This window comes from Evansella halocellulosilytica, from assembly GCF_002335745.1.
GTDB lineage: Bacteria > Bacillota > Bacilli > Bacillales > Salisediminibacteriaceae > Bacillus_CA > Bacillus_CA halocellulosilytica.
Map to the genome: position 1 here is coordinate 193,960 of NZ_NIST01000001.1, position 19,940 is coordinate 213,899.

Annotated in this window: 22 protein-coding genes and 1 pseudogene; 11 read left to right on the forward strand and 12 right to left on the reverse strand. The window is 33.9% G+C overall.

All coding sequences use genetic code 11. The features are described from left to right. Positions 1-223: 223 nt before the first annotated feature. The 3 genes from CD001_RS27120 to CD001_RS27130 are packed head-to-tail and all read left to right on the forward strand — an operon-like array spanning position 224 to position 543. Positions 224-358: a hypothetical protein gene (locus CD001_RS27120; RefSeq protein WP_306454051.1), complete on the forward strand. Its 135-nt coding sequence runs from the start codon at positions 224-226 to the stop codon at positions 356-358. Next, the gene (locus CD001_RS27125) at positions 339-428 is read left to right on the forward strand and encodes a hypothetical protein (protein WP_306454052.1); all 90 of its coding nucleotides are present in this window, start codon (positions 339-341) and stop codon (positions 426-428) included. Before CD001_RS27120 ends, CD001_RS27125 begins: the two co-directional genes overlap by 20 nt. Continuing rightward, the gene (locus CD001_RS27130; RefSeq protein WP_306454106.1) at positions 421-543 is read left to right on the forward strand and encodes a DUF771 domain-containing protein; all 123 of its coding nucleotides are present in this window, start codon (positions 421-423) and stop codon (positions 541-543) included. Before CD001_RS27125 ends, CD001_RS27130 begins: the two co-directional genes overlap by 8 nt. Before the next feature lie 269 nt (positions 544-812). Here the strand turns inward: CD001_RS27130 and CD001_RS00910 are convergent, their stop codons facing one another. After that, complete coding sequence (locus CD001_RS00910; protein WP_179298551.1) at positions 813-1,022, reverse strand: hypothetical protein; 210 nt, start codon at positions 1,020-1,022, stop codon at positions 813-815. Between the two features lie 643 nt (positions 1,023-1,665). On the opposite strand from CD001_RS00910, the gene CD001_RS00915 reads away from it, so the two are divergent. The 6 genes and pseudogenes from CD001_RS00915 to CD001_RS00940 all read left to right on the forward strand — a co-directional run bounded on the left by CD001_RS00915 (position 1,666) and on the right by CD001_RS00940 (position 6,032). Next, positions 1,666-1,902 (forward strand): hypothetical protein, encoded by a 237-nt coding sequence (locus tag CD001_RS00915; RefSeq protein WP_096185770.1) that lies wholly within the window; start codon positions 1,666-1,668, stop codon positions 1,900-1,902. 21 nt (positions 1,903-1,923) lie between these two features. Continuing rightward, positions 1,924-2,034 (forward strand): annotated as a pseudogene (locus CD001_RS27200) (DUF3221 domain-containing protein); the annotation flags it as partial. 172 nt (positions 2,035-2,206) lie between these two features. After that, positions 2,207-2,650 (forward strand): GNAT family N-acetyltransferase, encoded by a 444-nt coding sequence (locus CD001_RS00925; protein WP_096185772.1) that lies wholly within the window; start codon positions 2,207-2,209, stop codon positions 2,648-2,650. A 229-nt stretch (positions 2,651-2,879) separates the two neighbouring features. Further along, positions 2,880-4,133: an aminopeptidase gene (locus CD001_RS00930; RefSeq protein ID WP_096185773.1), complete on the forward strand. Its 1,254-nt coding sequence runs from the start codon at positions 2,880-2,882 to the stop codon at positions 4,131-4,133. Positions 4,134-4,374: 241 nt separating this feature from the next. Continuing rightward, positions 4,375-5,088 (forward strand): alpha/beta fold hydrolase, encoded by a 714-nt coding sequence (locus CD001_RS00935; RefSeq protein ID WP_096185774.1) that lies wholly within the window; start codon positions 4,375-4,377, stop codon positions 5,086-5,088. A gap of 101 nt (positions 5,089-5,189) precedes the next feature. Beyond that, positions 5,190-6,032, forward strand: a complete 843-nt coding sequence (locus CD001_RS00940) for a nucleotidyltransferase (protein WP_096185775.1) — start codon at positions 5,190-5,192, stop codon at positions 6,030-6,032. Between the two features lie 332 nt (positions 6,033-6,364). On the opposite strand, the gene CD001_RS00945 is transcribed toward CD001_RS00940, so the two are convergent. The 3 genes from CD001_RS00945 to istA form a co-directional block, all read right to left on the reverse strand. Beyond that, complete coding sequence (locus tag CD001_RS00945) at positions 6,365-6,982, reverse strand: CPBP family intramembrane glutamic endopeptidase (protein ID WP_096185776.1); 618 nt, start codon at positions 6,980-6,982, stop codon at positions 6,365-6,367. A gap of 113 nt (positions 6,983-7,095) precedes the next feature. Continuing rightward, positions 7,096-7,860 (reverse strand): IS21-like element helper ATPase IstB, encoded by a 765-nt coding sequence (istB, locus tag CD001_RS00950; protein WP_096185777.1) that lies wholly within the window; start codon positions 7,858-7,860, stop codon positions 7,096-7,098. After that, the gene (istA, locus tag CD001_RS00955; protein WP_096185716.1) at positions 7,857-9,428 is read right to left on the reverse strand and encodes an IS21 family transposase; all 1,572 of its coding nucleotides are present in this window, start codon (positions 9,426-9,428) and stop codon (positions 7,857-7,859) included. Before istA ends, istB begins: the two co-directional genes overlap by 4 nt. A gap of 614 nt (positions 9,429-10,042) precedes the next feature. Here istA and CD001_RS00960 point away from each other — a divergent pair. After that, positions 10,043-10,498: an SRPBCC family protein gene (locus tag CD001_RS00960; RefSeq protein ID WP_096185778.1), complete on the forward strand. Its 456-nt coding sequence runs from the start codon at positions 10,043-10,045 to the stop codon at positions 10,496-10,498. Between the two features lie 53 nt (positions 10,499-10,551). After that, the gene (locus CD001_RS00965; RefSeq protein WP_096185779.1) at positions 10,552-11,202 is read left to right on the forward strand and encodes a YdeI/OmpD-associated family protein; all 651 of its coding nucleotides are present in this window, start codon (positions 10,552-10,554) and stop codon (positions 11,200-11,202) included. Between the two features lie 193 nt (positions 11,203-11,395). Here the strand turns inward: CD001_RS00965 and CD001_RS26170 are convergent, their stop codons facing one another. The 8 genes from CD001_RS26170 to CD001_RS01000 form a co-directional block, all read right to left on the reverse strand. After that, on the reverse strand, positions 11,396-11,542 hold the full coding sequence (locus CD001_RS26170) for a hypothetical protein (RefSeq protein WP_179298552.1): 147 nt from the start codon (positions 11,540-11,542) through the stop codon (positions 11,396-11,398). 335 nt (positions 11,543-11,877) lie between these two features. Beyond that, complete coding sequence (locus CD001_RS00970) at positions 11,878-13,230, reverse strand: UDP-glucose dehydrogenase family protein (RefSeq protein ID WP_096185780.1); 1,353 nt, start codon at positions 13,228-13,230, stop codon at positions 11,878-11,880. Positions 13,231-13,239: 9 nt separating this feature from the next. Beyond that, positions 13,240-14,130, reverse strand: coding sequence for a UTP--glucose-1-phosphate uridylyltransferase GalU (galU, locus tag CD001_RS00975; RefSeq protein ID WP_096185781.1), 891 nt, complete (start codon positions 14,128-14,130; stop codon positions 13,240-13,242). A gap of 52 nt (positions 14,131-14,182) precedes the next feature. Further along, positions 14,183-15,235, reverse strand: coding sequence for an NAD-dependent epimerase (locus CD001_RS00980; protein ID WP_096185782.1), 1,053 nt, complete (start codon positions 15,233-15,235; stop codon positions 14,183-14,185). Further along, positions 15,232-16,512 carry a hypothetical protein gene (locus CD001_RS00985; RefSeq protein WP_096185783.1) on the reverse strand — a complete coding sequence of 427 codons (1,281 nt, stop codon included), beginning with the start codon at positions 16,510-16,512 and terminating at the stop codon, positions 15,232-15,234. Before CD001_RS00985 ends, CD001_RS00980 begins: the two co-directional genes overlap by 4 nt. A gap of 68 nt (positions 16,513-16,580) precedes the next feature. Continuing rightward, complete coding sequence (locus tag CD001_RS00990) at positions 16,581-17,759, reverse strand: glycosyltransferase (RefSeq protein WP_096185784.1); 1,179 nt, start codon at positions 17,757-17,759, stop codon at positions 16,581-16,583. Positions 17,760-17,863: 104 nt separating this feature from the next. Then, a complete protein-coding gene (locus CD001_RS00995) occupies positions 17,864-18,790 on the reverse strand; it encodes a hypothetical protein (RefSeq protein ID WP_096185785.1) in 927 nt (308 codons plus the stop codon). A gap of 10 nt (positions 18,791-18,800) precedes the next feature. Further along, positions 18,801-19,934, reverse strand: a complete 1,134-nt coding sequence (locus tag CD001_RS01000) for a polysaccharide pyruvyl transferase family protein (protein ID WP_096185786.1) — start codon at positions 19,932-19,934, stop codon at positions 18,801-18,803. Between the last annotated feature and the right edge of the window lie 6 nt (positions 19,935-19,940).

The window sequence follows — 19,940 nt, forward strand, 5'->3', positions numbered from 1 at the left end:
AATACATATTTTCCAAATTTATCTATTACATTTATTGGTACAAGTTTAATTTCCAGATATAAATCTGTCAACATTTATCTGAAAATTTTTACATTTTGTTGCAAATCAAAAAAGAACGATGAGTTTACTGCTCACGTTCTTTTTTTATGCTTTTTCCCTAAAGAAAAACGGTTATAAAGAACTATATAAAGAACTAATAAATACCATATTTAGGAGGGATTTTATGCAAAAAATTTTAGCTAATGTAGAAATTTCGATTCCACCAGACTATATTTTAATTTCAAAAGTAGAACTTCAACAATTAAATAGAGAAGGAATTATTAGGAGTTTATTGGTCTATGAAAGAGTTAAAAAATAGGATTAACCGAAAGCATGAATGGATAAAAAAAACATATACAGTACCCTACAAAGTTCAGGGAAATTCTTGATGTTGAGAATGGTGGTTTCGTTTATTATCCCAAGATAAAAGGACAAACATGGGCATTTCAAGCTAATAGGGGTACAGTCTCGAAAATGCGGATTTACAACGTTAAGCTATTATAAGAGATGAAATTTTCTGACTTAGCAACGATAAGAATTTTGAGACAAGTCATATGAGACACTGATAAGCTTTATTTCACGTATTTTTGACTCCATCTCAATAGATTAGACTCTATTGATACAAACCTCATAGTCTTTGATATAACAGTGTTTGTATCCTTAACGTTGTAAATTGTCAAAATCCTGACTCCACCCCTTATTGAGCTAAAGGGAGTTTTACTTAACCAGCCAAATTAAAAAGTCGGTTCCTTAGCGTACAGAAATCAACTTTTTTAGGTTGCAATTTGCTTAACGTATAATATGCGCGTTTTGTCGGTAGGACCCCTACCTGTACAACAAGCCAAATCAATAATTATTCCTTCTGCTTTCGATGCCCATTTTTCTAAAAAAGTGATATCTTCTGTATATGTGTCATTTTCCTTATCATACAAAATAGGGTTATCATATTCTTCGAAATTATCTAATGTTGTTTTTTCAGTCATTTAAACTCTCCTTAACTTAGTTTCCATCCTAAAAACAAAATTAAAAGTTCTTTGTTAAAGTAAACTCCGCTTTACTTTAAGTACAATGTTTCATAATCTCTAATTATTTTTAACACCAATATCCAAATTAACTTCCAATGCTTAATCGATTATCCGGCCCTTTTGCTTAATAAAAATTTACCTCAAATGATTACAGCCAACGAAATGTACCACCATTGACATCGTTTTTACCACTAAATGACAAGGAATTTACCACTGTATGACAGGCTGTTTACCAGTTTGTGTTCTTTGATAATTAGTCAGCTAATCAATAAATGCGTTTTAGTAGTCTAAGGCTATAAATCATTTAAAATTAGTATTGGTATAATTTGTATATAGGGTTATGATTATACAAGGCAAGTAGGGAGTTCATATTGTACAAACGGGAGTTTAACACAATAAGAAAGGAGGAAAAAATGAAATATTTCTTATACGGTACAGTAGGTTTAGTTTTAATTTTTATTGTCTTAAATATGTTTAATTATGATGGGGTTACTATTATTATAGGTTTTGTTGAATGGGTTACTAGATACATTCTACCTTGGATTGCGTTATATTGGTTTATACGATTTGTTAAGAGCAAAAAAGAATAGGAGGGGTTTATTTGAGGAAAATTCTATCTTTCTTGTTATTAGTTACTTTGTTAATGATGGAATGTAGTGACGGTACAGATATTGAAACTACTAATAATCATGCATATAAAGAGGAAATTTCCACAAATAGTTCCTTATTCGGTATATCCGATGAGAAAGTCCTCAGTGGCGAGGTTATCAAAAAGAGAAGGAAAGAAATTACTTTAAAAGGAACCAGCAATTTACTTTCTCCTAATGGTGAAATCTAGGTTACTGTTGAAGATAGAAGTACGTTGGCTGACATAAAAAAAGGACAGAAAGTGAACGTATGGTATGACTACATTAGGGAATCCAACCCTCCACAAACTAGAGGTTTAAAAATTGAACGTGAAAGCAAGTAATGGTTTGTTGGTGAAAATTAACCAGATAATCAAACGCACCTTTTTTACTAAACGGGTGCTTTTGTTCAAGATTCAGCCGGTCTTGTTATGGTACTAACGGGGAGGTTAGCACAATAATGAATTTTGTTTTTTTGTAGTAGAATAATCCATTTAGCGATAAGGAGAATTTACCTTGGAATTTAAACTATTATCAAAAAATGATTTAAATAAATGTACGGAAACATTTATTGAAGTTTTCAATGATGAGCCTTGGAATGATGAATGGACATTTACAAAGGCTAAAAAATATTTACTGAGTTTTTACCAGACACCTGGATTTTTAGGCGTTTTAGCGGTAGAAAACGACGAAATTTTCGGCTTTATTTTTGGTGTGAATAGATTTTGGTGGAGCGGAGATGAGTTCTTTATTAATGAAATGTGTGTAAAAACACAATGTCAAAATAAGGGTATTGGAAGAGCGATGTTAAATCATTTAATAAAAGAGCTTCATAGCAGTAATATAAGTAACATTACACTGCTCACAGATAGAGGAATACCTGCCGAAGAATTTTATAAGAAAAATGGTTTTGAAGAAATAGAAAGAATCCTTTTCATGCATAGGAACATCAAACTATAGTTATAGGTAGATGCATTGTTTATTGGTTAAGAAAAGACTGGTGTTAGAATTAAATAAACCAATTATTCATATAAAACTAACCTTGATTGTTAAGAATACACTTTTAACTAACGGAGTGCTTTTGTTCAAGATTCAGCAGGTCTTGTTATAGTACTAACTGGGAGGTTAGTTTAAGTAGGTCAGGGTTCTGTAGTAAAATTATACAAGAACATCACAGGGGAGATATTAAATGATTAAAGGAATATATGAATTTATAAGTGAAACACAGTTAAAAAAGTATGCAGAACTTGCTGTACGAGCTGGTGTAAATTTGCAAAAAAATCAATTATTGATTATTCATAGTGATATACAAAATGCTACGTTTGCACGTCTAATCCAAACGGTAGCCTACGAAGCAGGAGCTTCAAATGTATTTATAGATTGGACAGATGAACAGTCTAACAAAGAATTTTACTTAAATGCAGCAGATAGTGTCATCGATCACTTTCCTGATTGGCAGGCTGCCCGTTTTAAGGAGTGGGACGATGCAGGTGCTGCTTACATCCATATTATTTCTGAAAACTTAGATGTCTTTAAGGAGGTTTCCACAGAAAGGATAAGTCGTTTCCAAAAAGCTTCTCGTACCAAATTGAGGGATTATTATGCGAAAATTAGATCCCACGAGGTACGCTGGTGTCTTCTAGCTGTCCCGTACGTTGTATGGGCAACTAAAGTATTTCCCAACCTAAGTAAAGAAGAAGCTTTACAATCATTATGGAAATTAATTTTAAAAGGATCTCGGGCAGATGGGAAAAATCCTATAAAAGATTGGGAGAGTCATAATGGAGCCTTCGAGTCTCGAAAAAAAATCCTAAACGAGAGCCAATTTGAAGCCCTGCATTTTACAAATAGCCTTGGAACTGATTTATTAATTGGTCTACCTAAAAATCATCTCTATATCGGTGGGGGTGTCATAGATAAAAATGGAATACTTTTCTTTCCGAACATTCCTACGGAAGAAATATTTACTGCTCCCCATAAAAATAAGGTGAATGGCAAATTGGTAGGTACTAAACCTCTTGTCTATGGGGGAAGTGTCATCGATGAATTTTATCTAATTTTTAAAGATGGACGGATTACCGACTATTATGCCGCAAAGGGACAAGAAGTGTTACAAAATCTAATCGAAACAGACGAAGGTTCACATTATCTAGGTGAAATTGCCTTGGTCTCTAATAAATCTCCTCTTGCTCAGGCAGATACTCTTTTTTACAATACCTTGTTTGATGAAAATACGGCCAGTCATATTGGAATCGGAAATGCATCTCCTTCCAATATTCAAAATGGCATTGACCAATCTGAGGAAGAGTTGAAGGAAGCGGGTCTGAATACTTCACTTTTGTTAGTCAATGTGACCTTTGGTACCGAAGATATGAAAGTAGTGGGCATTAAAGAAGGTGGAACTGAAGTCCTGCTAATGAAGGATGGGGATTTCCAATTCTAAATCGTCTACAACTTAAAAACAGAGAAAACTGATTTCTGGTGGATTATACTTAGTGCTAGTTATAGTGAAAACAAACTGTGCAGCATTCCTGTAACAAATGAAGATTATGGGTTATGTTTGTGAAAGAATGTACTTAAACAAAACGGGAGCTCTAGTTCAAGATTCAGCAGGTGTCTTGTTATGGTACTAACGGGGAGAAGAGTTGAACATAAGAAAGTAAAAAATAGAGGGGGAATTAAATTTGATTTTACATACTGAAGATTTTGGGGAAGGACAACCTATTGTTTTTCTACATACTGGTTTGCAAACTGGTCTGACTGATTTTGAATATCAGAGAGAATATTTTAAAGATAAATATAAAATTGTTCTACCTGATTTACGTGGTCATGGCAATTCGGTAGAAGATGACTTTACTAACTTTTTTGAAGACTCAGCAAAAGACATAGCTGAAACACTTAGCCATTTAGGTATAGAGTCCACACATATTGTAGGATGTTCATTAGGAGCTCTGGTAGGACTTTATTTCGCAAAAAGATTTCCTTCTAAAGTAAAAAGTTTAACGATTTCTGGTGTTTTGTCCAAAAGACCCGACAATTGGATAGAACTTCAAAAGGAAGATGTTGAACATCAGTCTCAATTATTAAAAAATAATGATGCATTGAGTTACTTTGAAAATTTACATAAGTCCAATTGGAGACAGTTCCTTGAGATGGCTAAGAACGAAAATTGGTATCCATTTGAAGAAACAAATGATTTGGATGGTATTATTGCTCCAATTTTGTATATGGTTGGTGAGGGGAATAAAGCTGAAGCTAAAGGGACATTATTTTATCCTTCAATAAAAGATGATGTTCATGTATCTATTATTCCTTTTGCATCCCACTTGGTTCATTCGGAACAACCAGATATATATACGAGAATATTAGAAAAGTTTTTAAAAAAGGTTGATAATTAAAAAGGGGTATTCAACTATTGGGATTGCGATAGCTGAATAAGCAGTCGTTGCTCTTGTTCCAGTAACGGGGAGCATTACTGAAACAACAAAGGAGAGGTAAGTTGACACATATTAAAAGTATTGGGCGTTTTTGTCCAACTGATGACAACGGGTATATAATAAACGATTCAAGTTTAAAGAAAATTAAACCTGATTTTTATGAGGTGATAGAAGAAGTTATAGAAAAGTATCAAAGCCATTTAAGAGCAGATTTACACAGCGTATATATTAGGGGTTCAGTTCCTCGTGGTTTTGATATTTATAACGTATCTGATTTAGATACAATAGCAGTAACCAAAAATGATATTAATGATATAGACTTGGGCTGGGTCCACAAAGCTGAACAAGAACTAAACAAAAAATTCAACTTTGTGAATGGGGTGGAGTTTAGTTTATATAGCATTGAAGATATTATAGACACCACTACTTTTTCAATTATTCCATTTATGATAAAAACCCATAGTGTATGCGTATTTGGGGAAGATTTAAAGGTTTACTTACCGAATTATAAAGCAGATAAAACAATTGGTAATGAACACCTTGTCAACCTCAAAAATCAAGTGGAACAAGCAAAGGACGACCTTGATGGTAATGAGGATATTGAAGATATTTTAGATTGTTGTGGATGGATAATGAAAATTATAGTAAGGGCAGGACTTGCACTTGTGGTAGAAGAAGAAAATCAATATACAAGAGATTTATTCCCAGCATATAAGGTATTTTCTAAACATTATCCAGAGAAGGAAGCTGAAATGAAACAAGTACTTAAATATGCTATAAAGCCAGTTGACAATGCTGATGAAATAATTGGTTTTTTAAATAAATTTGGAAATTGGATGATAAGTGAGTCTGAAAAGTGGTTAAAACTTCATAATCCGAAAAAGGTTAGTAATTTGAAGATATAGAATAAGGGTGATGATTCTAAAATTTGCAGATTGTGAAATAACCTAAGGTACTTCAACAAACGGAGTGCTTTAGTTGAAAAAGAAACAATTAAATAAAAGCGGAGAAATTCTCCGCTTTTATTTAATTTCTTCATTGTCTGAGCTAAGGGGAATCATTTTTTGAAATATATAATAAATATCAAAAGCCTCCACAATCACACCATAATCCTGCCCAGTACACGAAAAAACGCGTTCCTCAAATAAACGCTCCCGATTGTTGAAAATCAATGGCTGTTGCAACTAGCTCGCTCTTATTGGATTCTAGCACCAATTGAACAAGATTCATTTTATATCTAAGAATTTATCTCTTGTTTTTCATTTAAGTTTTTTGTTGTTTTTAGAACCCCAATAAGAAGCACAATCCATAAAGGAGCATTCCCAATAGCGTGGACCGCAAATGAAGCCAACGTAGATTGAGTAAGTTGGGCAATTAATGGCGCTATCATCATACTAGGTATCATTCCAATAATGTGCCATTTTAATGCTATATGTAATACCCAAGCCCAGAGTAATCCGTTAATAACCCAAGCCATATTTCCAAACATCATTTCTTGTATTGGTAAAAGATATCCTCTCCATATCATTTCTTCACTGAACATTGCCACTAAGTGAATCGGGACAAAAATCATTAATAGTTTCCAGTTCCCTTTTAATGAGACACCAAAAAACTCTTTAGGAGGAATATTGAATTTTTTTAACGGGTTAAAAGGTGCAGGTAAATACTTTGGTGGTGAAAATAGTTTGTACTTCGCTAATACTTTACCTATAGGTTCTAGAATTTGGTCAAGAAGTATAGTTAATACAACAGCTAACCCAATCCAAAGCCAATCACCTTTACTTATAGGATTTAATCTGAAGCGTTGTGTAATTGCTTCTATAGTCAGTGCTCCACCTTCTAGAAAAATATACAAACTGATGGATAATGGCAGTAATAATAGAACGGGACACCATAGCCAAAACCAGAAAGAATAAATTAAAGGGATACCTTTGTGACCGTCAAGTAAAATGTTACAGTTTTTGCTGATTAATTTGTTACACTTTCCTGCCCGAAGATGTTCTTTCGATGCTTCATTCGATAACTGTCACCGTTTAAATGTATTATTTCAACACGGTGTACAATTCGGTCTAGTATTGCAGTCGTTATGGCAGGGTCCCCTAAGAGTTCGCCCCATTCTTTTGGTGCTTTATTAGAAGTTAAAACAATCGATGTTTGATCATGTAAATCATTAATCAAATGGAAAAATAGGTTTGCTTCTTGCTGATCCATTGCCATAAACATTAAGTCATCAATAATAACTAAATCGGCATCTCTCATTCGTTTTAAGCTTGTTTTTGATTTACGTGTTATTTCTTCTGTTTTTAATGCATGCACAAGATCACCCATTGAAGTGAAGATAACTTTATACCCTTCATATATTGCTTTGATTCCTAGCCCTATGGCCAGGTGCGTTTTTCCCACACCTGGAGGACCCAATAAAACTAAATTGTACAGCTGGTCAATCCATGTCAGATCACCCAACTGATTGAGTTGTTTCTTACTTAATGACTGTTGCTCTTTAATATCAAACTCTTCGAGTGTTTTATAGTCTGGAAATGTCGCCCATTTCAAACGTTTTTCAACTTGTTTTTCTTCTCGGCGTTTTTGTTCATATTGCATAATATCAAGTAAAAACCTTGTATAAGAATGGTCATTTTGTTCAGCTTGTTTAATTAATTCTGTTAGGTGATTAGATGTCTCAACGAACCGTAAGGTTCTCATAAGTTCTTGTAATTGATTGAGCTGTGTCATTGACAATCACCTTCTAATATAGAGTAATACTTGTCCATTTCTCTTTTTGATGCATTTGTATCCATTACCCAATTCGAAGTCATCGTTGTAGGTCGTTTCATTTGTTCAGCGTTATCGTTTCGAGTAATGTGTAACGATCGTTGTCGTTTTAGGTACCCAATGATATCGCTGAAATCTGTACCACTATAAAGGTTTCGGTGAATACATTCATCGAGCGCACTATTAATAATCATAGAATGATTTCCTTTGATCGAATTTAATATCAGTTGTAACTGGTCGCGAATGTAACGTGGATTCTTTTCTCTTACTCTTGATATAAACTCATGAGCTAATTCTTGATTATCAAAATAAGTTGCCACAGAATCGATAAAGGCATCTATTCCTTTTGTACGGTCACGTTGATGTTTACGATCTTGAATAAGTTTTCCTTTCTCTATTGATATTTGATGCTTAGCCAAGATCTCCCCGTCAGGACTACAAATGATGAGCTTTTCATCATCAACGACTGTAAGATAAACCTCCTTGTATTTATGGAAACTCCCTAATGGTAGTGAGTATCGATTAGATAAATACCGTATGGTATTGTCCTTACGTATAGACCTTGATATACTGTTATTGTTGTTATGTTGAACATCAATGATGTTCGTGACTGGTTTTAAGTGTTGTTTTTCAAGGGCAAACACTTCAACCGGTCTTTTTTTTGTGGTGTTATGAACTTTGGCGTTTCCAGTTCGGTTGAGCCATTCTATCGCATGTTCATTCCATGATTCTAAGTTGTGAAATAGTCTATGCTTAGCGTAATTATGCTTGATAAAACCTACGACATTTTCTATTTTACCTTTACTCTCAGGATCCGCTTTTCTACAAACAAATAAGTTGAACTTCTTTGCTTCTTTATACCTTTGAAACTCCTCAGTCAAAATTAAATCTCCATTATTTTCACTAACAACGAGTAAATTATCTTGGTCATATACCAACTCATTAGGGATACCATGAAACCATTGGAAGGCTAACTCATGTGATTCAATAACGTCTTTCGTTGTAAAAGGACGGTCTAGCCAATACATGTATTTATAACGAGAATGAGATAATACAAATGCAATGAAATATAGTTTAACTGTTCCTGCTCCATTAGATTTCTTGTTTTTCGTCTGGCCGAAGTCCACTTGGACTTGTTCTCCTAATGGAGGATCGGGTAAAGCCTCATATGATCTAGGCGATATCTCCTTCAGGATGTTGTATTCTTTTCTTAGTTCTCTCACATAAGATCTAACAGTACTTTCTCCCACTTCAAAAGATGGATATTTCTCAAGCAGCCAATCTTGTACTTGAGCTGCCGTCATATCTGGGTACTGCCTCAACCAGGAAAGAATTAATTCTTTATACTTATCAAGCTTCTTTTCTCTTGATTGAATAGTAACCATCCATTCTGCCATCTCCTGCGGATTTCTATTTAAATAACGATATAACGTTGGTCTTGAAATCCCTAGCTTTTCTGCAACCTTACTCTTACTAAAACCTTGTTTTAACAGTTGATCAATTTCCATATACACTTGCCACTTATCCACCTTTCAAACCTCCTCAAACACTTTCAGATATACAAATCTATTATATCTAGTGTCTAAGAAGAAAAATTAGTATTTTTCCTGGATCTCTTGGAGAGTCACCAGAGTCTTAATGGACAAGAAGTGTTAAATCTTATCAAACGAGAACTGTTACATTTAGTTTAGCAGTCACAACCTTTCCTTACTAATTTTGGAGTACCCCAAAAAACTCCGTAGTAAATAATAATTCCCGGAATTGCAAATAACAAAATTTGCAGCCCTATTGACATAAGAAACACTTCACTTTTGTATATATTGTTTTACAAAAATATGAGTAATTCGTTCTTTATACTATCCTGCTTCGTTACTTAAAGTAAAAAACGTTCACAATATCTATTTTAACATAAATATCCAATGACCTTAAGAAACGTTCCTCAACAACCTGGCACTTTTCATGAAGAAAGACGCTTTCCTTATCTCAGAAAAGTCCCCGATTATGGAAGATCAATTATTACGTTTCCTTTAGAAAAGTGGCTCAATTTTATGTGAGCGAAAACATCAGTGACCGTAGTTCTTCATTAAAAAAAACGAACCCTATGCTATACTCATAGAAAAAGGTTCTAAGGAGGTAGTCTACCTTGAGTATTCGTTTTGAAGTGAACAGAACGTTCCAGACATCCAAACAAAAAGCTTACGAGGCTTTGCTTGATCTTGATTCTGCCGAGCACTGGATGCAAGGGTTAGTAGGAATCGAGCGATTGGACGATGGACCTTTAAAGGTAGGAAGTGAGTGGAAGGAAACGAGGAAAATGTTCGGAAAAGAGGCTACTGAGCATTTTGAGGTTGTCGAACTGCATGAACCAGACAAAATTGTCCTACGCTGTGATGGAACGAAAGGAACAACCGGAAAAGGTGAATTTGTGTTTACATATATCATTTCATCGGCAGGGACTCATTCGGAAATTACTTTACACGGCGAGATAAACGGCCTTTCTGGCATTGCTAAAGTATTTGGTAAAATGATGGCTGGAGCTTTTAAAAAAGCTTGTGTAAAAGATTTAGATGCTTTAAAAAGCTATATAGAAAAGTCATAACTCGTTTACTATTGTGAATCCTAATCTACTAAGAACAATAAAAGGAGTCAGTTATGTCCATTATTGATAAATTAAACGTAAATAAATACGAAAATATGGCTGTACTCAATGAACCAAGTGATTATGATGTGTTTGATGGATTTAAGACGGAATTATTAGGAGACCATGACGCCATTTTCATTTTTATCGAAACAGTTGATGAAATGGTGAATCAAACTCAAAAAGTGATCAATGAAGAACAATTACGAGAAAAAGGATACTTATTTTTTGCCTATCCGAAAAAAGGAAATAAGCGATATGATACGTACATACATAGAGATGAGATTTTTCCTGCAATGAAAGTCGACGAGGATGGATATGTGGAAAATAGTGATGTGAAATTTTCGCGAATGGTCAGTATGGATGATGTCTTTACTGTCGTTGGATTAAAGCGTGAAAAGAAGAAAGCGAAAAAGTCAGCCACTGCAAGTCAACGTGTAACAGATTACGAGGATCATGTGAAAGATATCGAAAAGCTATTAACAGATCATCCGAATGAACAAAAGTTTTATCAAGAGTTAACACCAGGTTACCAAAGGGATTGGGCTCGCTATCTCTTTTCTGCTAAGCAACAGAAAACACGAGATAAACGCCAAGTACAAATGGTTGATATCTTATCACAAGGATATAAAACAATTGATTTGTATCGTCAAAATAAGAAATAGTTTTCAAACGATGTGTGTATGGAATAGCTTCTATCTATTAATATGTACAGAGCATGTTCCGGGATGACTAATGAGGTCGATTATTACAGTCATTCCTGGTAAAAAACGAATGTGCTTCTTGAAACTATTCCTCGGCATAAGCTTATGACAATTTTAGATCAGTAAAGCAAAAAATCGGACCGCAATCATATAGTTACTTTTTCAAACTAGACGTCTGATTCATTCCTTCTGAAAGCTTTGCTTCAATGAGTTGTAGGATTGCATCAACTTTGATGTCATGTTCGTTGTCACCGCGACTTTTGATTTCTCTCATCAGTTCTTTTAATTCTTCTACACCCATGATTATGCTCTCCCTTATAAAAGAAATACTGCGCAAAAGATTAGTGCCTTTCGCTCAGCTTCAGCTTGTGTGCTTGTTTACTTGCAGCCTTGTGATACAACAAAACTCACTCTATGTTTCACTACTTCACAAAATCATGTGCACCAACACTCGTTCGTGCAGCTGCATGCCACAAGAAGAGCGGCTGGCAAACTTTAAGTAATTCTAGAAAAAAGGAACGACTCGGATCTTGGAATGAGTGGGGCGGTTACTTTTTTCTCGTTTCTTTGACCTTGAAGAATCCATCGGCTGTTGCAGGTTGCACTTTATATACAACAGCCAACGAATTGAATATCTTAAACACTTTCTGGTGTACGTACTCGATTACTCTCTCTCGTACTTCGCGTCACGGATGGACGGCCGATTGAGTAATAGTCTAGCTCTGCTTCTGTAGCTCGCTCTAAGCTGTAGCAGTTGCGTCCGTCAAAGACGACCGGCTGCTTCATTTTTTCAGCAAAGATCGCTAAATCTAAGTCTTTAAACTGCGGCCAATCAGTGACGATAAACGCAGCATCAGCGTCCTTAATTGCTTCTTCTGCGCTTTCGACGTATGACACGCCGCCTGGCATAAAGTTAGGTGCATTGTCCATTGCAATCGGATCAGTGCCGACGACTTCTGCTCCTTGATGTAAGAGCTCGCCAGCTAATGCAATCGCAGGAGATTCACGCATGTCATCTGTATTCGGTTTAAACGCTAACCCTAATAACGCAATTTTCTTCCCTTTTAAGTCGCCTAAAACTTCATTCGCTTTATCAACGAGAAGAACTTGCTGTTTCTTGTTCACATTCATAACCGCGCGTACGAGTTCAAAGTCCTCTCCTACTGTTTCAGCGATTTTCACTAACGCACTCGTATCTTTCGGGAAGCAAGAACCGCCATAACCAATTCCGGCGTTTAAAAATTGGTTACCGATTCGGCTATCAAGCCCCATACCTTGCGCAACGTCATGGACGTTTGCATTTAACTTTTCACATAAGTTGGAAATTTCATTAATAAAACTAATTTTTGTTGCTAAAAACGCATTGGATGCGTATTTAATCATTTCTGCGCTTCGAACATCCGTTTTATAAATGTGAATGCCGAATGGCTTATTAATTTCTTCGATTAATGCTGCCGCTTCTTCACTGTCAGAACCGATGACGATTCGATCACCGTGGAACGCGTCATGAACAGCTGAGCCTTCACGTAAAAACTCTGGGTTTGATACGATCGTCACATTGTGCCCTTCTGTGACATGTTCCTGAATGAGTGAAAAAATATAGTCGTTCGTTCCGACCGGGACCGTACTTTTTGTGACAACCGTAATGTCGCCTGTAATGTTATGGGCAATATCTTTCGCGACTGTTTCAATGAAACGAAGGTCCGCTGTTCCGTCTTCGTTCTCAGGTGTACCGACAGCAATGTAGGCAACGTCCTTATTAGCAAAGCCTTCTTTATGGTCAACCGTAAATTTCAGACGGCCCGCTTCAATGTTACGAGTCATGATTTCATCTAAACCTGGTTCATAAATCGGTGATTTTCCCGATTGCATGAAAGCTACTTTGTCTTTATCAATATCAATACACGTCACTTCGTGGCCAATATCGGATAACGCAACACCTGTTACGAGTCCAACATAGCCCGTCCCTACTACTGCGATTTTTTTCATAGCTGCCTCCTATTGTTTCACGAGAAATTTCTTTTGAATTTCTTCCATATATTCTAGCATATCCGACTTTAAGTCATCACGTTCTAAGGCAAAGTCAACAGTTGCTTTGACAAAACCAAGCTTGTCGCCAACATCATAACGCTTTCCGGCAAATTCATAAGCAAGAACGACTTGATCTTCGTTCATCTTTTTTATCGCATCTGTCAATTGAATTTCGTTCCCCGCTCCTGGTGGCAGCTCATTCAAAATGTCAAAGATCTCTGGACGAAGAACATAGCGTCCCATAATCGCATAGTTTGAAGGTGCTTCTTCCATTTTTGGCTTTTCGACTAAATCACTGACATGGATGACACCCTCTTCGACTTCTGTTGACTTCGGAGATACGATGCCATACTTGGATACATCTTCTTCCGGAACAGGCTGAACACCGACAACAGATGAATGATAGCGATCATACACATCGATCAGCTGTTTTAAGCACGGTGTTTCGGATTGAACGATATCGTCACCTAATAAAACCGCAAATGGTTCATCACCGACGAAGCTGCTTGCGCATGCAATCGCATGTCCTAACCCTTTCGGTTCCTTTTGACGGATGTAATGGATGTTTACCATGTTTGAAATACGCTGAACTTCATCGAGCATGTCCATCTTTTGCTTCTTTAACAACGTCTCTTCTAGCTCGTACGATTTATCGAAGTGGTCCTCAATCGCGCGCTTGCCACGTCCGCTAATGATAATAATATCTTCGATTCCAGATTCAATCGCTTCTTCTACGATATATTGAATCGTCGGCTTGTCTACAATTGGCAGCATTTCCTTCGGCTGTGCCTTCGTTGCAGGTAGAAAACGTGTCCCTAACCCTGCAGCTGGAATAATCGCTTTTTTGACTTTTTGCATGTCGATTCACTCCTCTTATTGTTTGTTCATAAGCCCTTCCAAGGCTATTAATTTATTTAGATAAGAATCCTTCATGTTGAAGAGAAGGAACTTTTTCCTTCATATCGTAATACTCTTTATACCAATCAACAAAATTCTTTAGTCCTTCATCAATCGTTGTCGTCGGATTGAACCCTGTTGCCTTGTTCAAACTGTCGATATCTGCATATGTTGCTTGGACATCTCCCGGCTGCATCGGTAAAAACTCTTTTTTCGCCTCAATACCGAGGTGTTTTTCTAATGTTTGGATAAAGTCCATCAATTTCACCGGCTGATTGTTGCCAATGTTGTATAGTTTGTAAGGTGCATAGCTAGAGCTTGGATCTGGATTTTCTCGATCCCATGAATCATCCGCTTGAGGCGGCATATCGATTAATCGAACAATCCCATCAACGATATCATCAATATAAGTGAAATCTCGCATCATCTCACCATTATTAAACACTTTAATCGTCTTTCCTTCAACGATATTTTTCGTAAATGAATAATACGCCATGTCCGGACGTCCATAAGGACCGTAAACGGTAAAGAAACGAAGTCCTGTCGTTGGAATGTTGTATAAATGGCTATATGTATGAGCCATTAACTCATTCGACTTCTTCGTTGCCGCATAAAGGCTAATAGGATGGTTTACTTCGTCTGATGTCGAGAATGGCATTTTCACATTTGCTCCGTATACCGAGCTCGATGATGCATAAATAAGGTGCTTAATGTCAAAGTGACGGCATGCTTCTAAAATATTCGTAAACCCTTGAATATTTGAGTCGATGTACACATGCGGGTTCTCTAAGCTGTAGCGTACACCAGCTTGGGCAGCCAAGTTTATGACAACATCAATCTGTTCTTTTGCAAAACAATGATTTAATGCTTCACGATCAGCTAAATCCTCTTCATAAAAAACAAAAGAATCGTAAGAGCGTAAAACCTCTAAACGATCCTTCTTTAACTGGACATCATAATAATCATTGAGATTATCATAACCAACTACCATATGACCTTCATCTAACAATCTCTTAGCTAGATGCATACCAACAAATCCGGCAGCACCGGTTACTAATATATTCATACATTAACTCCTTTATTATTACTAAAATTGTTATTATTTTTTCTACTTATCAATAATGAGATTATTCCTACTAATAAAATACCTCTTCCAATAGAATTGTTTAAACTCGCCTGAGCAAAAGAACCAAGCATAACAACAATAAAAGATATAATTGACACATGAGAGAAAAGTGGGTCCTTAGAAATAATTTCATAAGATTTTATGATCAATAATGCCATTAATACTATGAACAAAATTAATAAAAAAGGACCTCCCTGGATAAACATGATCACATAATATGAATCTATAGCTTCTCCTGGAAATACATGACCTGGATTAGCCAGCAAGCCAAAAATTTCTTTATTTTGATCAATTAGATATGTAATGCTATCAGTCCATCGTAGCCCTCTTCCAGATGCCTCCCCAACACTAGTACGAAACATTAATAAATCAAGAACTTCAATTATTCGAGAAAATTGTGATTGTATCCTTCCTAAATTGAGAATCCAAGAGAAGTAAGTGATAATGCTTAAAATAGTCATAACCATAATCCCTATAAAAAAGTACTTATAAAGTTTATTATTTTTGTATGCAATAATGCCTAAAATTATAGTAAAAAATAAAATCCATATAAGAAATGATGTTCTTTGGCCAGAAGATATCAATGTAATCATCGACATTATAAACCAAATAATATTTTTATCTTTTGAAAATATTATTCTTTGTAAAAAGAGTATATTTGCAAATACAGAAAAAGTTCCAAGTGCCGCTATTGAACTGAATGCACCTGTAAATCTATTTATATGACCATACCTCAAATCAGAATCACTAAACCTAAGATCTAAGATGTAATTTAAAGAAAGAGATGTATTAAAATTCAAAAATTGTAACATGACAAAAATAAGATGGACTATTATAGCTATCTTAAGAACAAGGAATAGATCTTTTAAAAAATTACTTTTTTGTTTTATGTAAATATTTATGCCAATTAATAATGAAAATAAAAACAAAGACCAGTTAAATATATCCGTTACTAAATATAAAGGATAACTATATATAATCACTCCTAATAATGGATATAATATTAAACATAAAATGAAGAATATAATTATGAAAAACTCTATACTATTAATGATTAGGAGTCTTCTTCCTCTTATTAATATCCCAAAAAATAATAGAATAAGTATTATTGACAAAATATCAATTATTGACACGCTCAAGGCTGACATATTTATCATCGTCATTGACCCTAGACCGGTAAATATAGATACTAAATATACAAAATAAACTTTTCTCATAATAAACCTACTTCTTTATTAGAATTTAATGTAAAAATATTATTATAATATAGATAAATTTATTCAATTTATTTTTTTTTCAATAATTCTATATATAATTGGTCTAAAGCATCTGCATAGTCTGACATTTTATGCCTTTTTGGAATAATCTGACCTGCTTTAATTCCTTTTTCATGATAGTTACCAACTTCTAATTCCTCAATGATTACTTTGGCTAAATCATTTGGGTCAATTTTCCTTTGCCCTGTTAAAGCAAAAGTGTCTGGATCTACAGAATAATTAATACTCGTTTTACCTTTTATTGCCTTTTCTGGTTTTATAAGTCTCCCGTAAGATTCACTTCTTATAACCTCAGGGATACCATCAACCTTAGTTGCAATTGCAGGAGTATTTTGCATGGCGGCTTCTATTATTACATTTCCTAGCGATTCTCTTATTGAAGGTAAAATTAAATAAGTAGACTCAGCCATGTATCTTGATACTTCATCTGGACTTACACTTCCTTTAAATGTAACCATATTTTGAATTCCTGATTTTTTTGCACTTTCATATAAAGACTTTAATAGAGGTCCTTCTCCAAGAAAAACTACATTAACATTAAAGTTCTCTCTAAGTAGTATACTAATAGCATCAATAATTACTTCTGGTGACTTAACTTCATCTAGTCTTCCAACAAACAATAGTTGGTTCGTTTTTCTCTTAACCCCTTTTACTAACTTTTGTTGCGGGATACCATTGTAAATTGTTATTATTTTCTTTTTATCGGCATTAAACTTCCTTTCCAGTAGCGATTTAGTTGCTAATGAATTTGCTATTACTACGTCCGATTTCCACAACCAAAACCTGTTACATAATAGACTGATTACTTTGTTCCCACTCCAAGCAGTACCATGTTCATGGCAAATTAATTTTGTTCTAAAGAGTAAAGTATGAGAAAGAGAAGCCCAAATATTCCCTGTAGAATTTTGCCCGTAAATAATTTTTATATTATACTTTGTAACTATCTTGATTATTTGAAAAATAACTCTAAAATCAAATTTAAAAGACCTTTTTGCTTTATAGCATTTAACACCAATAGATTCTACTTCATTAATTAAATCTCCGTTATAATTTATAGCAAACACAATATGTTCTTTTAATTTTTGAGGATTTTTTTTCTTGATTTGACGTAAGTAATTTATAAACATGACTTGCAACCCAGCTCTTCTAGCTAAAGGAACTACATGTAGAATTTTTGCGTCCAACATTAACACCTGCTTTTTATAAGAAATTACATTAATAATAAAGAATGGAATGAGATATTAGCATAATACATTAATCCTACTAAACTCCTGCTAGTAAAATGGGTATTTTAGGATATATCCCTAAAATACCATTCTTTAAATCCACTATCACTAAATATATTACTTATTAAAAAGTGATAATATTTACAAGAGCTATAATTATATTCCCTTTTACTTTTAGACTCAATTATTAGAAGGATTACTCGAAATAATCCAAACCTTAATTGAGAGCATTCATCAAATTTAATTTTTTCTCTTATTTTCAATTCTTCACAATACAATTGAAATAATTTAAAATCAAAATCTAAAGTGTCAAAGTCAAGACACAATTCAATAATATCTGTAAGTATCCACTTTCTTTCAAATTGAATTGTTTCAAAATCAAATAATAATATATAACCCTCTCTATTTGTAAATATATTCATTATATCATTGTGTAATAAATAATCTAACTTCTGTTTCTTTTCTGTTTTTGATAAGGTAAAAAGTAAGATTAAACTATCTTTTACTAGCCTCCAATTTTTAGTTTTAATAAATATCCTATATATACTTCTAGGTATTCTAAAAATATATTTCCTTGTAACATAGTTTATTAATTTATTTTCCATCTTTTTCTTAAAATTTCTATTATTAACCTGAAATTCCAACATTGTTCTTGTTATAACTTGCGGTTCAACATTATCGTCTAATCCCAATTTGCCATCTATATATCCAATCACTAAATATTTATTATTACCATAATGGAATTGTGGGAATTTAAAATAATTATAATTCTCATTTCCACTTATATACCGATAAAAAGATAACTCATTAATATATGAGACAGAACCTTTAATAAATAACTTCTTTATTAACCCACTAAAACCATCTTTAATCCTATTTTCTTTGTATATTTGTTTAGTTCCGTCACTAAATTCAAGTAAATAGGTGTCATTTCGCAGCTTTTTTTTTTTATAGTTTCCCTTACTTTGAAGAAATTCCAGCTTATCTTTCAAAAAAATCACCCTAATAATTTATTTGGTCTAATCTATGAAGTATATCACCCTTGATTTCTCTCATTTCACTTTCTAACCTTTTTCTTAATCTAGCATCTTCTTCTAATTTTTTGGAAATATCCTGTAAGAGATTTATGTTAAGTATGTTTATATCTTTGCTTATATTAATTGAGTATTCAATGATATTAAATTGATGCATTAATCCAGTAACTTTAGGACTGTAGTCGAGACTTATTACCGGAACATTGTTAATTAAAGCTAGTATTAAAGAATGCATTCTCATTCCAATAACATAGTCACATTCCTGTAATAAGGTGTTAACCTCATTTGAATTATATTTATAAAAAGGTATAATTTCAACATTCCCTTTACCACTTTCTGGTAGTAAATTATATATTGATTGATTAAATGCCATGTCCCCCTTGCTAGTAGGGATCAAGTAAAAATATGCATCATTATTACTCTCAATATATTCAGATATTACATCACATATTTTCCCACTTATGTCACCTTTATTAGAATTATATAACGAACCAGTTAGATTTATTGCTATTTTCTTCTTCCTACTGTTTTTAATATTCTTTATCCCTTGATACTTTGTATCATTTATAAAAACAATATCTGAACTTACGCTAAAATTCTCATAACCAAATTTTTCAAGAACCGTTTTATCTTGAGGATTTCTTAAGATAATCTCATCATGAAGACCAATATAGTTCTTCATTATAAATTCTCCTAATTTAGATTCAGGTTTTATGACACCTATACAAAGACCAAATATTTTTTTTCTTATAAGTTTCATAATAAATAAGACAGGTAATAAACTAATAATAAAGTTATATCTAAAATTAAGAATTTTCTTATCGAAGCAGATCCCAGCCGTTGTTACAATTATGTCACACTTCATTAAGTTTTTAATAGAGCCAAATCCAAAGAACCTCATGGATAAACTCCTAAGAGTTATATCAATTCCTTTAATATTATAAGAACTAAAATAATTTTCTATAAAATTTTTATTATAAGTTGGTATATAAAATTCTAAACTGTCATCTTTTTGACTAAAATACTTAAGAATAGTTTCTAGTACAATAGTGTCACCAATATTGGTACCAGAAAACGATCCTATTATTCCAATTTTCTTCATAACATT

Excerpts from the sequence above, each read along its gene's own strand:
- CD001_RS27120 (WP_306454051.1), top strand. The coding sequence starts at position 224 with ATGCAAAAAATTTTAGCTAATGTAGAAATTTCGATTCCACCAGACTAT.
- CD001_RS27125 (WP_306454052.1), top strand. The coding sequence starts at position 339 with ATGAAAGAGTTAAAAAATAGGATTAACCGAAAGCATGAATGGATAAAA.
- CD001_RS00910 (WP_179298551.1), bottom strand. The coding sequence starts at position 1,022 with ATGACTGAAAAAACAACATTAGATAATTTCGAAGAATATGATAACCCT.
- CD001_RS00930 (WP_096185773.1), top strand. The coding sequence starts at position 2,880 with ATGATTAAAGGAATATATGAATTTATAAGTGAAACACAGTTAAAAAAG.
- istB (WP_096185777.1), bottom strand. The coding sequence starts at position 7,860 with ATGACACAGCTCAATCAATTACAAGAACTTATGAGAACCTTACGGTTC.
- CD001_RS00965 (WP_096185779.1), top strand. The coding sequence starts at position 10,552 with ATGTCCATTATTGATAAATTAAACGTAAATAAATACGAAAATATGGCT.
- CD001_RS26170 (WP_179298552.1), bottom strand. The coding sequence starts at position 11,542 with ATGGGTGTAGAAGAATTAAAAGAACTGATGAGAGAAATCAAAAGTCGC.
- CD001_RS00970 (WP_096185780.1), bottom strand. The coding sequence starts at position 13,230 with ATGAAAAAAATCGCAGTAGTAGGGACGGGCTATGTTGGACTCGTAACA.
- galU (WP_096185781.1), bottom strand. The coding sequence starts at position 14,130 with ATGCAAAAAGTCAAAAAAGCGATTATTCCAGCTGCAGGGTTAGGGACA.
- CD001_RS00980 (WP_096185782.1), bottom strand. The coding sequence starts at position 15,235 with ATGAATATATTAGTAACCGGTGCTGCCGGATTTGTTGGTATGCATCTA.
- CD001_RS00985 (WP_096185783.1), bottom strand. The coding sequence starts at position 16,512 with ATGAGAAAAGTTTATTTTGTATATTTAGTATCTATATTTACCGGTCTA.
- CD001_RS00990 (WP_096185784.1), bottom strand. The coding sequence starts at position 17,759 with ATGTTGGACGCAAAAATTCTACATGTAGTTCCTTTAGCTAGAAGAGCT.
- CD001_RS01000 (WP_096185786.1), bottom strand. The coding sequence starts at position 19,934 with ATGAAGAAAATTGGAATAATAGGATCGTTTTCTGGTACCAATATTGGT.